The 14691-nt window shown below is 76.4% G+C and carries 14 protein-coding genes; 4 read left to right on the forward strand and 10 right to left on the reverse strand.

All coding sequences use genetic code 11. The features are described 5' to 3' along the window. Positions 1–8: 8 nt before the first annotated feature. From HNR08_RS12870 to HNR08_RS12880, 3 genes are read right to left on the reverse strand one after another with little or no spacing between them, the layout of a single operon-like run. Entirely contained in the window at positions 9–593 is a 585-nt protein-coding gene (locus HNR08_RS12870; protein WP_276509362.1) for a cysteine hydrolase family protein, read from the reverse strand. Then, complete coding sequence (locus HNR08_RS12875) at positions 590–2149, reverse strand: purine-cytosine permease family protein (protein WP_146836812.1); 1560 nt, start codon at positions 2147–2149, stop codon at positions 590–592. Before HNR08_RS12875 ends, HNR08_RS12870 begins: the two co-directional genes overlap by 4 nt. A gap of 47 nt (positions 2150–2196) precedes the next feature. Continuing rightward, positions 2197–3414: a MalY/PatB family protein gene (locus HNR08_RS12880; RefSeq protein WP_146836809.1), complete on the reverse strand. Its 1218-nt coding sequence runs from the start codon at positions 3412–3414 to the stop codon at positions 2197–2199. A gap of 105 nt (positions 3415–3519) precedes the next feature. Between HNR08_RS12880 and HNR08_RS12885 the strand changes: the two genes are divergently transcribed. After that, positions 3520–4329 (forward strand): phosphotransferase, encoded by an 810-nt coding sequence (locus tag HNR08_RS12885; RefSeq protein WP_183835036.1) that lies wholly within the window; start codon positions 3520–3522, stop codon positions 4327–4329. 4 nt (positions 4330–4333) lie between these two features. Here the strand turns inward: HNR08_RS12885 and HNR08_RS12890 are convergent, their stop codons facing one another. Together HNR08_RS12890 and HNR08_RS12895 are read right to left on the reverse strand one after the other, a co-directional pair. Beyond that, complete coding sequence (locus HNR08_RS12890) at positions 4334–5146, reverse strand: ABC transporter permease (protein ID WP_246803043.1); 813 nt, start codon at positions 5144–5146, stop codon at positions 4334–4336. Continuing rightward, positions 5143–6063, reverse strand: coding sequence for an ATP-binding cassette domain-containing protein (locus HNR08_RS12895; RefSeq protein WP_146836806.1), 921 nt, complete (start codon positions 6061–6063; stop codon positions 5143–5145). The genes HNR08_RS12890 and HNR08_RS12895 overlap by 4 nt, the downstream gene beginning before the upstream one ends. Positions 6064–6149: 86 nt before the next feature. On the opposite strand from HNR08_RS12895, the gene HNR08_RS12900 reads away from it, so the two are divergent. Continuing rightward, a complete protein-coding gene (locus HNR08_RS12900; RefSeq protein WP_146836803.1) occupies positions 6150–7394 on the forward strand; it encodes a TetR/AcrR family transcriptional regulator in 1245 nt (414 codons plus the stop codon). A gap of 76 nt (positions 7395–7470) precedes the next feature. Further along, a complete protein-coding gene (locus HNR08_RS12905) occupies positions 7471–8268 on the forward strand; it encodes an exodeoxyribonuclease III (protein ID WP_146836800.1) in 798 nt (265 codons plus the stop codon). Between the two features lie 22 nt (positions 8269–8290). On the opposite strand, the gene HNR08_RS12910 is transcribed toward HNR08_RS12905, so the two are convergent. Next, positions 8291–9493, reverse strand: a complete 1203-nt coding sequence (locus HNR08_RS12910; protein ID WP_146836797.1) for a hypothetical protein — start codon at positions 9491–9493, stop codon at positions 8291–8293. Positions 9494–9562: 69 nt separating this feature from the next. Next, the gene (locus tag HNR08_RS12915; protein WP_146836794.1) at positions 9563–10891 is read right to left on the reverse strand and encodes an MFS transporter; all 1329 of its coding nucleotides are present in this window, start codon (positions 10889–10891) and stop codon (positions 9563–9565) included. 56 nt (positions 10892–10947) lie between these two features. Here HNR08_RS12915 and HNR08_RS12920 point away from each other — a divergent pair, with 56 nt between their 5' ends. Then, positions 10948–11469, forward strand: a complete 522-nt coding sequence (locus HNR08_RS12920) for a helix-turn-helix domain-containing protein (RefSeq protein ID WP_246803042.1) — start codon at positions 10948–10950, stop codon at positions 11467–11469. Positions 11470–11472: 3 nt separating this feature from the next. Here the strand turns inward: HNR08_RS12920 and HNR08_RS12925 are convergent, their stop codons facing one another. From HNR08_RS12925 to HNR08_RS12935, 3 genes are read right to left on the reverse strand one after another with little or no spacing between them, the layout of a single operon-like run. Beyond that, complete coding sequence (locus HNR08_RS12925) at positions 11473–12675, reverse strand: ABC transporter permease (protein WP_146836788.1); 1203 nt, start codon at positions 12673–12675, stop codon at positions 11473–11475. Next, positions 12672–13469 (reverse strand): ABC transporter ATP-binding protein, encoded by a 798-nt coding sequence (locus tag HNR08_RS12930; RefSeq protein ID WP_146836785.1) that lies wholly within the window; start codon positions 13467–13469, stop codon positions 12672–12674. Before HNR08_RS12930 ends, HNR08_RS12925 begins: the two co-directional genes overlap by 4 nt. After that, positions 13466–14497, reverse strand: a complete 1032-nt coding sequence (locus HNR08_RS12935; RefSeq protein WP_146836781.1) for a permuted SH3 domain-containing protein — start codon at positions 14495–14497, stop codon at positions 13466–13468. The genes HNR08_RS12930 and HNR08_RS12935 overlap by 4 nt, the downstream gene beginning before the upstream one ends. Between the last annotated feature and the right edge of the window lie 194 nt (positions 14498–14691).

The raw sequence follows: 14691 nt of genomic DNA on the forward strand, positions 1-14691 counted from the left end.
CGTGCGGGTCAGGTCGTGGTGGCCAGGATCGCGTGGGCCGTCGTGGCGTCCACGACCTCCGCGAGCGGGGCGTACAGCGCGATCGCGTCCAGGGCTCGCGTGTGGGCCGCGTCGTCGGCTCCGGCGCAGGCCTCGGCGACCACGCGCACCGCGACCCCGGCGTCCGCGGCGGCCAGCGCCGTGGACAGCACGCAGCAGTCCGTGGAGACGCCGGTGAGCAGCATCGTGTCCCCGGGCCCGACGTGCGCCGCGAGATCGGCGCCCCACTTCCCGAACGTCGTGGCGGTGACCCCCGCGGCCGCGCCCGCGAGGTCCGCGAGCTCCGGCACGATCGCGTACGCGGGGGCGTCCGGCGGCTGCAGGGCGAACGGCCAGTCGGCGTAGTAGGCGACCCACGCGCCGGCGGGCCGCTCGGGCGCGACGAACCGCGTGAACACCGTCCGGTCCGGCCCCGCAGCCTCGGCCAGGGACCGCACGACGGGCAGCGCCTCGGCGAACCGGGGCGCCGCCCACGGGCTCGCGGGGTCGGCGAACACGGGCTGCATGTCGACGACCACCAGCACGGCCCGCCCGGGCGTCGCGCCGGCGGTCACCGCGCAGCCCCCGCGCTCCCGGCAGCCCCCGCGGTCCCGGTCGCCCCCGCGTCGGCCGACGGCGGCAGCGCCTCCTGCCGCCGCACCGCCCCGCGGCGCAGCAGCAGCGTCCCGCCGAACCCGACGACCAGCGCCACGAGCACGCCGAGGTTCGCGTAGGCCCACGCGCCGTCCTTGCCGCCGAGCCCGACCGCGCCGAGCAGGTAGCCCTGCCAGGCGAGCCACCCGGCTGACGCGTTCGTGACCAGCCCCCAGCCGAGCACCGTCCCGAGCGCGAGCAGGGTCAGCGGCACGGCGGGCGCGCGGCCGTACCGGCCGCTGGGGCGGTACAGGTCGAGGTCGTCGTAGTCGCGCCGGCGCAGCAGGACGTCGGCGAGCATGATCCCGGCCCAGGCGGCGATCGGGACGCCGAGCGTGATGAGGAAGCCCTGGAACACCCCGAAGAACGTGTCAGAGCCGAACACGATGTAGATCGTGCCGAGCACCATGATCACGCCGTCGATCCCCGCGGCCACCGGGCGGGACACGGGCAGGCCGGTGGACACGAGCGCGAGGCCGGACGAGTAGATGTCGAGGACGGCGCCCCCGACGAGCCCGAGCACCGCCACGATCGCGAACGGCACGAGGTACCAGGTCGGCAGGATCGTCGTGAGCGCCCCGATGGGGTCGGCGGAGATCGCGGCGCGCAGGTCCGGGTCGGAGCCGGCGAGCAGCAGGCCGAACAGGAGCAGGATCACCGGCGCGAGCGACGCCCCGAACGTGGTCCAGCCGACGACCCCGGCGCCCGACGTGTGCCGGGGCAAGTAGCGCGAGTAGTCGGCGGCCATGTTGACCCAGCCGAGCCCGAAGCCGGTCATCATGAACACGAGCGCCCCGATGAACGCCTGGGCGGTCCCGGCGGGCAGGGCGGTCACGGCGGCGGTGTCGATGTGGTCGAGCACCAGCAGCACGTACCCGACGGTGAGGACCGCGGTGACGACGGTGATGACGGTCTGCATCCGCATGATCAGGTCGAAGCCGAACACCCCGCCCGCGATGATGAGCCCGGCCACCACGACCAGGGCCACGACCTGCACGCCGCTGCCGCCGCCCCACCCGAGCGCCTCGACGACGGTCGCGGTCGCGAGGGTGGCGAGTGCGGTGAGGATCGTCTCCCACCCGACGGTGAGCAGCCAGGACAGCACGGCCGCGACCCGGTTGCCCTGCACGCCGAGCGCGGCGCGGGACAGCACCATCGTCGGGGCGGACCCGCGCTTGCCGGCGAGCGCGACGAACCCGCAGAGCAGGAACGAGAAGACGATGCCGACGACGCTCGCGACGAGCGCCTGCGTGAAGGAGACGCCGAAGTCGAGCACCCAGGCGCCGTAGGACAGGCCGAGCACCGACACGTTCGCCGCGAACCACGGCCAGAACAGCTGGCGCGGCGTCCCCTTGCGGTCGCGGTCGGCGATGATGTCGACGCCCGCGGCCTCGACGGTCAGGGCGCTGCCGGCGGGTACGGCGCCGGTGCCCGCGTCGGCCGCGGGTCCGGTGGTCGCCGGGGGTGGGACGGACATCGGGCCTCCTCGGGCCTCGGGGGAGCGGTGCGGGTGCGGGTGCGGGGTCAGGCGGGCGGGCCGACGGACGCGGCGAGCCGGGCCACGGTCTCCCGCAGGACGGGGCGCGGGGTCGCGAGCGTGTACCGGGCGAACCCGTGCCCGGCCCGTCCGCACGCGGGGCCGTCGGTCAGTGCGACGCCGCCGCGCGCGAAGTGCCGGCCGGGGTGGTCGCCGAGCCCGAGCCCCCGGCAGTCCAGCCACGCCAGGTAGGTGCCCTCGGGCGGCGTGTACCGGACGGCGGGGAGCTGCTCGGCGAGCAGGTCGGCGAGCAGCAGCCGGTTGCCGTCGAGGTAGTCGAGCGCGGAGTCGAGCCACGGCCCGCCCTCGGCGTACGCGGCGGTGCTCGCGAGCACGCCGAGGGTGGACGCCCCGTGCTCGTACTCCTCGCCGACCTCGCGCCACCGCTCGGCGTCGGCGTCGTTGCCGAGGACGATCTGCGCGCACTTGAGCCCGGGGACGTTCCAGGCCTTCGACGCCGACGTCGCGGTGACCGCGTGCGCCGCGGCGACGGGGTCGACCGAGGCGTACGGGACGTGCCGGCGGCCGGCGTAGACCAGCGGCGCGTGGATCTCGTCGGCGAACACCCGGGCGCCGTGCGCGTCCGCGACGCGGGCGATCCCGAGCAGCTCGTCACGGTCGAGCACCCGGCCGGTGGGGTTGTGCGGGTTGCACAGCACGAGCAGCCCGCCGCCGTCGGCGAGAGCCCGCCCGATCGCGTCGAGGTCGTGCACGAGCCGCCCGCCGTCCGGGACCAGCGGCACCTCGACGACCCGGCGCCCGAGGGTGGCGGGGACGGTGAGGAACGGCATGTAGGCCGGGGTGGGCAGCACGATCGTCGACCCGGGGGCGGTGAGATGCCGGACGGTGGCCCGGAACGCCGCCATGACGTCGGCGACGGGCCGCACCCGCTCGGCCGCGACCGCCCAGCCGTACCGGTCGGCGGACCAGCCGGCGTAGGCGCCGGCCATCGCGTCGGCCACCGGGGGCGGGAGGTAGCCGAACCGCTCGGCGTCGACCGCGGCCCGCAGCGCGTCCCGGACCGCCGGGGCGGTCCCGAGGTCGGACTCCGCGACGAACGCCCCGATGCGGTCGGGGAACAGCGACCACTTGAGGCCGCCCGCCGCGCGGAGGTCCGCCACGGTCCGGCCGTCGACCTCCGCGGCGAACCCGGCGACTGCCCCGGCGAGCGCGCCCGCTCCCGTCCCCGTGCCCGGTGCCGCCATCTGCCGTCCTCCCGCCGCTCGCCCTGTCGTCCGCTCGCCATCCCACCACTGCCGGCGGCCGTCCACCAGGGATCATGGGCAGGGAGTCCGAGGACGGAGGACGCGGTGGACGACGTGCTGAGGGCGGTGCTGGGTGCGGGCGCGCGGGTGGTCGGCGCGCTCCCCGGGGACGGCGGCGCGGTCGTGCGGCACGTGGTCGGCCCCGGCGGCGCGGACCTGGTGGTCAAGACGGCGCCGCTCGGTGCAGGTCCCGACCTGATGCGGTCGGCGCGCGCCCAGCGGGCGGCCGCGGGGGCCGGCGTCCCCGTGCCCCGGCTGGTGGCCGCGGAGGTCCGGGACGGGGTGCAGGTGCACGTGACGGAGCGGGTGGCCGGGCGTCGCTGGTGCGACGTCCACCCGGGCGCCGGCGACGCGGACCGCCGCGCGGTGCAGGAGGCGCTCGCGGACGTCCTGGAGCGCCTGCGGGGCGTCGTCCTGCCGGGGTACGGGGACCTCGGGGCCCCGGGCGCGCCCGAGCTGGACGCGCTGCTGGCGCGCACCCGGGCGCGCGTGCCGGCGGGACCGCGGCGGGCGGCGGCCGAGCGGGTGCTGGACCGGCACGGCCCGCTCTTCGACGGGGCGGCCGGCGCGGTGCTCGTGCACGGGGACCTGCACCACGCGAACGTCCTGGTGCGGCGGGCGGGCGACCGGTGGGCGCTCGCGGCTGTGCTGGACTGGGACAGCGCCTGGGCCGGCCCCGCGGACGCCGACGCGGCGCGCGCGGCCCTGTGGGACGGGATGCCGAGCACCCCCGCGGGTGCGGGGCCGCGGGCCGCCGTGCAGCAGCTCCTGTGGTGCCTGGAGTACGGCGACGGCGGCCCGCGGCACCGGGCCGACACCGCGCGGGTGGCGGCGCGGCTCGGCGTCCGGGTGTGAGGCCTCAGCGCGCCGCGCGCCGCCGGAACAGCCACGCGGCGACGAGCCGGGCCACGACGAGCAGCCCGGCGCACCACGCCAGCGCCACGAGCGGCTGGCCGCCCGGGACGCCGGTGAGCCAGGCCCGCACCGTGTCCGTGACCGGCGTGATCGGCTGGTAGGTCGCGAACACCTCCAGCACCCGCGGCATCGACTCCGGCGGGACGAACGCGCTGGAGACGTAGGGCAGGAACATGATCGCGAACGAGAACCCGTTGGCCGCCTCGGGCCCGGAGGACACGATGCCGATGGCCACGGACGTCCACGTCAGCGCGAGCACGTAGAGCAGCACCAGCCCGGCGGTGGCCAGCCACTCGGCGGGCCCGGCGGTCGGCCGGAAGCCGGCCGCGTAGGCGACGCCGACGACGAGCGCCGTGGACACGGCGTTGCGGACCACCGACTCGACCACGTGCCCGGTGAGGGCCGCGACGGGACGCACCGGCAGGGTCCGGAAGCGGTTCATCAGGCCGCCGGTCATGTCCGAGGCGACGGAGACGGCCGTGGTCGCGGCGCCGTACCCGGCGCACAGCAGGATGATCCCGGGCACGACGTAGTCGACGTAGCTCTGGTCGGTCCGGATCGCGCCGCCGAACACGTAGACGAACAGCAGCATGAGGATGACCGGCAGCGCGATGCCCATGATGAGGGTGTCGGGCGTGCGCAGCGAGCGGCGCAGGCTGCGGCCGACCATCGCGCCGGTGTCCCGCGCGGCCCACCCGCCCAGCGGGGGCCGGACGGTGACGCGCGCGGGCGCGGCGGGGGTCAGGGTGCTGGTCACGACGCCTCCCGGGCGAGCAGGGCCTCCGGCGCGGCCCCGTCGGGCTCCGCGGGGTGGCCGGTGAGGGTGAGGAACACGTCGTCGAGCGTCGGCACGGCCACGCGCCAGCCCTCGACGGGCAGGCCGCGCCGCTCGACGTCGGCGAGGATGCGGCGGACGTCCGGCACGGAGGCGTCCGTCGGGATGCGCTCGGTCCGGCCGCCGGCGAGCTCGAGCTCGACGTGGGCGGCGCCGACGCGGCGCTTGAGCTCCGCGGCGGTGCCCTGAGCGACGACGTGCCCGCGGTCCAGCACCGCGACGCGGTCGGCGAGCGCGTCGGCCTCGTCGAGGTACTGCGTGGTGAGCAGCACGGTCGCGCCCTCGGCGACGACGGTGCGGATGACGGCCCAGAGGTCCGCGCGGCTGCGCGGGTCGAGGCCGGTGGTCGGCTCGTCGAGGAAGATCACGCGCGGGCGGGTGAGCAGGCTGACCGCGAGGTCGAGCCGGCGCCGCATCCCGCCCGAGTAGGTCCGGACCAGCCGGTCGGCGGCGTCCGCGAGGTCGAAGAGCTCGAGCAGCTCCTCGCCGCGCTCGCGCCCGGCCGCCCGGGGCAGGTGCGCGAGCCGCGCCATGAGCCGCAGGTTCTCCCGGCCGGTGAGCAGCTCGTCGAGGGCGGCGTACTGCCCGGTGAGGCTGATCGCCTCGCGCACCCGGCCGGGCTCGCGCACGACGTCGTGGCCGGCGACGGTGGCGGTCCCCTCGTCCGGGAGCAGGAGCGTGCTGAGGATCTCGACCGTCGTGGTCTTCCCGGCGCCGTTCGGCCCGAGCAGGCCGAGCACCTGGCCGCGCGGCACCGCGAGGTCGACGCCGGTCAGGACGGCGGTCTCGCCGAAGGCCTTGCGCAGGCCGCGGGTCGCGATCATCGGGGCCTCGTCCATCGTCGGCTCCTTTCTGTCTACGTCGTACACGGATCCAAGGTGTGTATGTTGTACACAGTTCGATCCGCGCCGGTCAAGGGAGGGCGATGTCCGCGCCGCAGGACCAGGAGGACCGCCGCGAGGCCGAGGCGGCGCGCAAGCAGGAGGAGGCGGCGCGCAAGCAGGAGGAGGCCGCGCGCAAGCAGGCCGAGGCGCTGCGCCGGGACCGCGAGAAGGCCGCCCGCGCCGCCGCCAAGGAGGCCGCGCGAGCCGAGCGGGACCGGGAGCGGGCGCTGCGCGACGCGGGGAAGGCCCACCGCGACCGCGAGCGGGCCGAGCGGAACGCCCAGCGCGAGGTCGAGCGGCTCCGTGCGGAGCAGGAGCGCGCCGTCCGGGAGGTCGAGAAGGAGGCCGACCAGGCGCAGCGCGAGGCCGAGCGCGCGGCCCAGGAGGCCGCGCTCGCCGCGCAGCGGGCCGCCCGGCAGGTCGAGCGGGTGCGGCTGCGCGCCCGGGCCGCGGAGGACGAGCCGGCCGCGGAGGAGCCGCCGCTGCCCCCGGGGCTCGCGGTCCTGTGGCGACCCGCGCCCGCCGGCCGCCGCGGCCCCCGGCCCGGGCTCACGCTCGCCGGCATCGCGCGGGCCGCGATCGACCTCGCGGACGCCGAGGGGCTGCCGGCGCTGTCGATGGCGCGCGTCGCGGAGCGGCTCGGGGTCACGACGATGGCGCTCTACCGCTACGTCTCCAGCAAGGACGACCTGCTGGCTCTGATGCTCGACACGGCCCTCGCGGAGTCGAGCCCCGCCGAGCCGGTGCCGGGCGAGGGCTGGCGCCCCGCGCTCGAGCGGTGGTGCGCGGAGCAGCTGGCGCTCGCGGCGGCGCACCCGTGGTCCGTGCAGCCGCCCGTCACCTCGGCCCTGCCGGGGCCGGCGCGGGTCGCGCTGCTCGACCGGGGGCTGCGGGCGCTCGAGGGCACGCCGCTGACCTGGGACGAGCGCGTCGCCGTGATCGGCCGGCTCGCGCTGCACGTGCTGAGCGAGGGGCAGCTCGTGGCGGCCGACGTGCTCGCCCGGCGCGCGGCCGCCGCGGCGGCCGGGTCCGACGCGGCCGGCGGAGGCGAGCCCGGGCCGGTGCTGCACCCCGCGCTGCTCGACTTCGCCACGCTGCTGCGCTCCGTCGTCGACCCGGCCGCGTTCCCCGCGCTGGGCGCCGCGCTCGACGGCGGGGGCTTCGACGACGGCGCGCCGGACCCGGCGGGCGGTGAGGGCGGCGACGAGCTGCTGGGCCTGCGGCTCATGCTGGACGGCGTCGAGGCGCTGATGGTGCGGGCCCGCGCGCGGGAGGCCGCGGGCTGACCGACCCGCGGCCCGACCCGGGGCCCGACGCGGGGCACGGCCGGCCGTGTCGGTGGCATGAGGTTGGATGGTCCGCGTGCTGACGGTAGCGACTGCGAACGTGAACGGGATCCGTGCCGCCTTCCGGCGGGGGATGGGGGACTGGGTCGAGGCCCGGCGCACCGACGTCCTGCTGCTGCAGGAGGTGCGCGCGTCCGACGAGATCCTCGGCGACCACCTGTCGGCCGACGACTGGCACCTCGCCCACGAGGCCAGCGAGACCAAGGGCCGCGCGGGCGTCGCGATCGCGTCCCGGCTGCCGATGCACGCCGTGCGGATCGGCATCGGCACCGGCGTGCCGTCCGACTCCGGCCGCTGGGTCGAGGCGGACCTCGAGCTGCCCGGCGGAGGCCTGCTCACCGTGGTGTCCGCCTACGTGCACTCCGGCCAGGCGGGCACGCCGAAGATGGACGAGAAGTACGCCTTCCTCGACGTCATGACCAAGCGGCTGGCGGAGCTCGCCGGCGGGGAGCACCCGGCGGTCGTCGCCGGCGACCTCAACATCGCCCACCGCGAGGTGGACATCAAGAACTGGCGGGGCAACCGCAAGGCTGCCGGCTTCCTCCCGGAGGAGCGCGCGTACCTGGACACCTGGTTCGACGAGCAGGGCTGGCGGGACCTGGGGCGCGAGCACGGCGGCGAGGGGCCCGGGCCGTACACCTGGTGGTCCTGGCGCGGGCAGGCGTTCGACAACGACTCCGGCTGGCGGATCGACTACCAGCTCGCGACACCGGGCCTGGCGGACCGGGTGCGGTCGGTGGAGATCGACCGGGCCGCGACGTACGACGCGCGGTTCAGCGACCACGCGCCGGTGGTCGTGGCGTACGACGTCTGACGCGGGGCGGTCGGCCCGGGCCTCACCCCTGGTGCTCGGCCTCCCACGCCGCGGAGGCCGAGCCCGGCGCACCGCCGCGCATCTCGACGACGTTCCCGCTCGCGTCGGCGGTGAGCCACGCGTCGCGGTAGTCGTCGTCGACGCTCACCACGACCTGCAGCGGCGCCCCCTCGTCCGTCGTCGACCGCCGGACGATCACCGTCGGCCCGTCGGCGTCGTCGATCCCGGTGAGCTCCGCGGCCTGGGCGGTGAGCCGCTCCACCACGGACCAGTCGACCTGGGTGACGTCGAACAGCTCGTCGGGCAGCTCCGCGGGGTCGGGCTGGATCGTCGCCGCCCCGTCGCGGCTCGCGCCGCCGTCGCGCCAGACGAACCGGTCGGTGGTCTGCGCGCCGGGGGTCGTCAGGGCCTCGGCCACCGCGTACGTCTGGAACAGCAGCACCTCGGTGAACTGCGTCCCGCCGGCGACCTCGGCGAGGTCGTCGACCACCTCCCGCGTGCGCACCGCGGGGAAGATGCTCGCCGCCTCGGCGCGGTCCCGGTCCCGCTGGGCGACCGCGTCGCTCAGCGAGGTGCCCTGCGCGAGCGACGTCACGACGTCCCGCTCGGGCCAGGCGCGCAGCCCGACGCCGGCGAGGAACGCGACCACGAGCAGCACGCCGGGGATCCGCAGCAGCCCCCGCCGGTCCCGGCCGGGGGCGGGCGGCGCCTCCCACACCGGGGCCTCGGGCATGGTGCGGACCGTGGTGTCCCGCTGGGCGGCGTCCCGCCAGTCCGCGGGTGCCGGGTCGAGCAGCGCGACCTCCGGCCGGTCGGCGTGCAGCTGGGCGACCACGACCACCGCGCCGCCCTGCAGCACGGGCAGCGACCCGAGGTTCACCAGCGCGCGGGTGGTCGTGGTGTAGGCGGGGCGGGTGCGCGACGCCACGACGAGGCGGATGTCGCACACGGGCTGGTCGTTGACGGAGCTGCCCGTCGCGCGGGTCTCGAGCACCCGGGCGAGCGAGATGCGGTTCTCCCGGACGGCGGCCTCGACGTCCTTCTCGCGGGGCGCGCGGACGCCCGCCAGCGTGGTGCCGATGCTGACGAGGGTGAGCAGGATCGCGCCGACGACGGCCGCGACCGGCACCACCCACGGCAACCCGCCGTCGCCGATCCCGGTCGCCAGGAGGACGATCGAGGTCGCGAGGACACCGGACGTGAACGCGAGCAGCAGGCGGAGCACGCCCGCCATCGTGCACCGCGGGGACAGGTCGGGCCAAACCGCCCGGCGCGTCGCTGACGTGCGGGAACGTCACTCCTGCGCGGGCGCCCCCGGCAGGTCCCGCATCCGGACGAGCGGCGACAGCAGCACCGGCAGCGCCGCGAGCACGCACCCGGCGGCCGCGGTCCAGAGCGTCGGCAGCACGCCCCAGGTGTGCCCCAGCCACCCGCCGAGCAGCCCCCCGATCGGCGTCGTGCCCCAGACGATGAACCGCACGGAGGCGTTCATCCGGCCGAGCAGCGGCGGCGGGCAGACGCGCTGCCGGAAGCTCACCTGCGCGACGTTGTAGACCACGACGACGGAGAAGAACAGCATGCCGCCGACGATCAGGGTGGCCTGCGGCGGCACCGGCAGCACGGCGGCCAGCGGGGTGAGCAGCGCGCCCGGGGCGAACCCGAGGGCGGCGAGGGGGATGATCCGGCCCTCGCCGATCCACCGCACCAGCCGGTCGGACGCCAGGGCGCCGAGGAGTCCGCCGATCGCCGACGCGGACAGCACCGTCCCGTACGCGGCCTCGTCCAGCCCGAGGTCGCGCAGGGCGTACAGGACCATGAGGGCGCCCGACATCGCGCCGAACAGGTTGCCGATCGCCGTGCACGCCACGATGCGGCGCAGCAGCGGCTGGTGCACGACGAACCGGAGCCCCTCGGCGATCTCCTCCGTGAGCGGCCGGCGGTGCTCGGCGGGCGGCAGCGCCTCGACCTGCCGGATCCGCCCGACGGCGAGCGCCGACACGAGGTAGGTCACGGCGTTCACCGCGATGACCAGGGGAGCCGCCACGACCCGGAGCAGGGCGCCGCCCAGGGCCGGCGCGGCGACCTGCGCGACCGACTGCGTCGCCTGCAGCTTCGCGTTGCCCTCGCCGATGTGCTCCAGGCCGACGAGCCCGGGGACGTACGACTGGTGCGCCACGTCGAAGAACACCGTCGCGACGCTGAGCACGAGCGCCCCCGCGTACAGCACCGGCATCGAGGCGTGGCCGGTCAGGGCGAGCAGCACGACGACGGCGAGCGTCACGGCCCGCACCAGGTCGGCCGCGATGAGCACGCGGCGCTTGCGCATCCGGTCGACCCAGGCACCGGTCGGCAGGCCGATGACCAGGAACGCGGCGGTCTCGGCCGCGGTGAGCAGGCCCATCTCCCACTCGCTCGCGCCCAGGTCGCGCACGGCGAGCACCGGCAGGGCGATGCCCGTGAGCTGGGCGCCGAGCTGGCCGAACGCGTCGCCGACCCAGAGCCGGCGGAAGTCGGGGTGCCGGGCGAGCGACCGGCGGTGCGGCGGTGGCGCGACCGGGGCGGCCGGCGCGAGCGCGGCGGCGACGCCGTCGGTGGGCGGGCCCGAGGGCCCGGGGGTGGTCATGCACCCAGGATGTCGCGACTGATTGGGAAATGTCAATCAGTGGCTACGATGGGGCCGTGCCCGATGCCGACCCCGACCCCACCGCCGACCTCGACGCCGACGCCCGCGCGCTCGCCTCGGCGGTCCGGCTGCGCATCCTGCGGCTGTGCATCGACGAGTCCCTCACCAACCGGGAGATCGCCGACCGCCTCGGTCGCAACCCGGCCACCGTGCTGCACCACGTCCGCACCCTGGTCGACCGGGGGTTCCTGGCGGCCGAGCCGGTCCGGCGCGGCGCCCGGGGCTCCCGGGAGGTGCCGTACCGCGCGACGAAGAAGTCCTGGCGGGCGCCGGACTTCCCCGGCAAGTGGCAGATCATGGCGAGCACGTTCCTCGAGGAGCTGCACGAGGCCGACCCGGACACCGTCCGGATGGCGCGTCTCGGCGTGCGGCTCAGCGCGGCCGAGCACCAGGAGCTCACGGCGCGGGTGGACGCGTTCTTCGAGGAGCTGGCGCAGCGCCCCCCGACGCCGGGCGGGCGGCCGTACTCGGTGCTGTTCGCGCTGCACGAGGACACCGCCCGCCTGCCCCGGGCCTGAGGCTCAGTACCGGATCGCGTCGATCACCTTCACCCGCACCGCCCACAGCGCGGGCAGCAGCCCCGCCAGCGCGCCCACGCCGGCGGCGCACGCGAGCCCGGTGAGCGCGGCGGACACCGGGAACGCGGGGACGTCCTGCAGCGGCATCCCGAGCGCCCGCTCGATCGGCAGGTTGTCCAGCAGCACCACGGCCAGCGCCACGCCGATCGCCCCCGCCACCAGCGTCGCGACCACCGACTCCAGCAGCACGCCGAAGAACACCCGGGACGACGTGGCCCCGAACGACCGGCGGATGCCGATCTCCCGGATGCGCTGGCGCACCGTCACCAGGGCGATGTTGAGCAGGCCGAGCCCGCCGAGCAGCAGCGCGAAGCCGCTGACCGCGACGATGACCCAGCGCGCCGCGGAGTCGAGCACGCTCGCGCTGTTCTGCGGCACGTAGGCGTCGACCTGCCACCCCGGCAGCTCCGCGCGCAGGTCGGCCGAGGCCCGCTCGCGCAGCGCGTCGGCGTCGCCGGGCGGCACCCACAGCTCGAGCGACGGGTTGAGCGCCCCGCTGGCCCAGGGGTCGAGGGCCAGACCCCACCGGTCGGCCTGGTCGAACAGCACGGTGAACGCCGGCTCCTGGCCCTCCCACTCGTCCGGCACCACCCCGATGACCTCGGCGGTCACCGCCTGCCGGCCCTGCAGCACGACGGTCGGGTGGCCGGACACGTCCTCGGCGCCGAGCGCGTCGAGGAACGCCTCGTTCACCACCAGGGTCGGCGCCATCCGCTCCACGTCGGAGTCGGCGAACCAGCGGCCCTCGCCGGGCTGGATGCGGTGGATGGTCCCGTAGTCGACGTCCACGAACCGGCCCTGCAGCAGCCGCGCGCCGCCGGGGAGCTCGGCCGCGACCTGCCCCCAGGCGCTCCGCGTCGCGTAGGTGACCGCGTACCGCTCGGCGACGTCGAGCATCGCCGCCGAGGACCGGGCCGCGTCGGGCGTCCCCGTCATCGGGTAGGCGGACAGGGTGAGGGTCGTCTCCCGGCCGCTGGACCGCTCGGTCTGCTCCCGCATCGCCTGGCTGAGCATCTCGACCGCGGCGGTGATGCCGGTGATCGCGGTGACCGCGACGGCGACGCCGATCAGCGAGAGCAGGACCCGCAGCTTGTGGACGCGCAGCTCGTCCCAGGCCTCGACGAGCGCCCCCGCGATGCCGGTCACGCGGCACCCCCGGCGGGCCCGGCCGCGGCGACCGCGGCGTCCGTGCTCGCGCCGAGCGTGGGCACGTCGCCCACCCACTCGGCGAGCGACCCCGGGCGGTCCGGCGCGACCAGCGTCACTGGGACCAGCACGCCGTCGGCGAGCCGGTAGTGCCGGCCGGATCGCGCGGCGACCGCGAGGTCGTGCGTGATCGTGACGAGGGCCGCCCCGGACTCGCGGGCGATCTCGTCGAGGAGGGACATCACCTCGGTGCCGGTGTCGACGTCCAGCGCGCCGGTCGGCTCGTCGGCGAGGATCACCCGCGGCCGGCGGACCAGCGCCCGCGCGATCGCGACGCGCTGCTGCTCGCCGCCCGACAACCGGTCCGGCATGTCCTCCAGCCGGTCGCCCAGGCCGACGCGGTCCAGCATCTCCGCGGCCAGGCGCGCGCGGGACCAGAACTGGCGCCCCCGGGCGTACAGCAGCGGCGCCGCGACGTTCTCCAGCACCGTGCGGCCGGTGAGCAGGTTGAACTGCTGGAACACGAAGCCGAAGGAGTCCCCGCGCAGCCGCGACCGCCGCCGCCCGGAGATCCGCCGCGTGGAGGCGCCGTCGAGCAGGTACTCGCCGTCGGTGGGGGAGTCCAGCAGCCCCAGGATGTTGAGCAGCGTCGACTTGCCGGTGCCGGAGCGCCCGACGACGGCGACGTGCTCGCCCGCGTCCACGCTGAGCGTGACGCCGCGCAGGATGTGCAGCACCCGGTCGTCGGCCAGGCGCACGGACCGGGTGACGTCGGTCAGCTCGAGGAGGCTCATCCGCCGCACACGCTCGGGTCGGAGGTGGCGGGGTCGGTGCAGTCGACGGCGCCGAGATCGGTCACGGGCGCGTACTCCAGCACGGTGTCGCCCTCCGCGAGGCCCTCGGTGACCTGGACCTGCTGCCCGTCGGTGAGCCCGAGCGCGACGGCGCGCTGCTCGGTCGCCCCGTCGTCGCCGACCACCCAGACGTTGCCGTTCTGCACGGATCCCTGGACGGCGGTCACCGGTACGAGCACCGCGCCCTCCGCGGAGCCGTTGACGATCTCGATGTCGGCGCCGAGCCCGGCGAACGCGGTGACCCCGGCCGGGATGGCGCAGCTGACGGTCCCGGACGTCGTGGTCCCGCTGCCCTCCGGCTGCTCGGCGGACGCGTCCTGGTCCTGCGCGGCCGCGCCGATGCGCAGGCCGGTGCAGGTGAAGGGGGCCGGACCGCCCTTGAGAGTCACCGTGGCCTCGCCCGGCGCGCCGATCAGCCGGTACTGCTGGTCCGGGGTGAGCGTGCCCTGGACGGACAGGGTGCCCGGGGCGACCGTGCCGACCGCGTCGCCGACCGAGACGACCTGGTCCTTGAGCACGGACACGTGCACGACACCCGCCGTCCCGGCCCTGACCGTCTGGGTGACGACCTTCGGCTTGTTCTCCGTCACCGTCTGCACCCCGGTCTCGGGGTCGGTGGTCACCGTCGGGTCGACCGGCGTCTCCGAGCGGATCTCGAGGACGGGGGTGTCCGCCGCGACCGCCTGGCCCTCCTCGGCGAGCAGCCGGTGCACGGTGCCGGCGAGGGTCGCGCGGACCTGCCGCGCCGGGTCGGCCACCACCGAGGCGGTGACGTCCACGGTGTTGGTCACGCTGCCGAGCGCCGCGGCGACCTGCGGCTCGACGAGCTCGGCGGACGGCTGCAGCGCCTCGCCGGGCTGCGTGACGCGGTCGGCGCCGGCGAACGCGATCTTGGCGAGCGCGACGGCGATGACCGCCCACAGGACGATGCGGATCGTGGGGAAGACGATCCGGCGGGTGACGCCCACGGCCCCCTCCTTCGGGGTCTGTGCGCCCGGACCTCTCCGCCGCGCGCTATCTTGCGCCGAACGCTACTACGCAGAACGCACTACCGGCGCCGGTTCCGCGTCGCGTCGTGGGGCTGGGCGTCGAGGTCACCCGGTTGCCGCGTCGAGGCGCCGGCGGGCCCGCCCGTCCGATGGGGACGTGCGCGCGGTGGACC

Source organism: Cellulomonas hominis (assembly GCF_014201095.1).
Classification (GTDB): Bacteria; Actinomycetota; Actinomycetes; order Actinomycetales; family Cellulomonadaceae; genus Cellulomonas; species Cellulomonas hominis.

What these genes read in the sequence shown, in the direction of transcription:
- HNR08_RS12875 (WP_146836812.1), bottom strand. Translation starts at nt 2,149, where the DNA reads ATGTCCGTCCCACCCCCGGCGACCACCGGACCCGCGGCCGACGCGGGC.
- HNR08_RS12880 (WP_146836809.1), bottom strand. Translation starts at nt 3,414, where the DNA reads ATGGCGGCACCGGGCACGGGGACGGGAGCGGGCGCGCTCGCCGGGGCA.
- HNR08_RS12895 (WP_146836806.1), bottom strand. Translation starts at nt 6,063, where the DNA reads ATGGACGAGGCCCCGATGATCGCGACCCGCGGCCTGCGCAAGGCCTTC.
- HNR08_RS12900 (WP_146836803.1), top strand. Translation starts at nt 6,150, where the DNA reads ATGTCCGCGCCGCAGGACCAGGAGGACCGCCGCGAGGCCGAGGCGGCG.
- HNR08_RS12915 (WP_146836794.1), bottom strand. Translation starts at nt 10,891, where the DNA reads ATGACCACCCCCGGGCCCTCGGGCCCGCCCACCGACGGCGTCGCCGCC.
- HNR08_RS12930 (WP_146836785.1), bottom strand. Translation starts at nt 13,469, where the DNA reads ATGAGCCTCCTCGAGCTGACCGACGTCACCCGGTCCGTGCGCCTGGCC.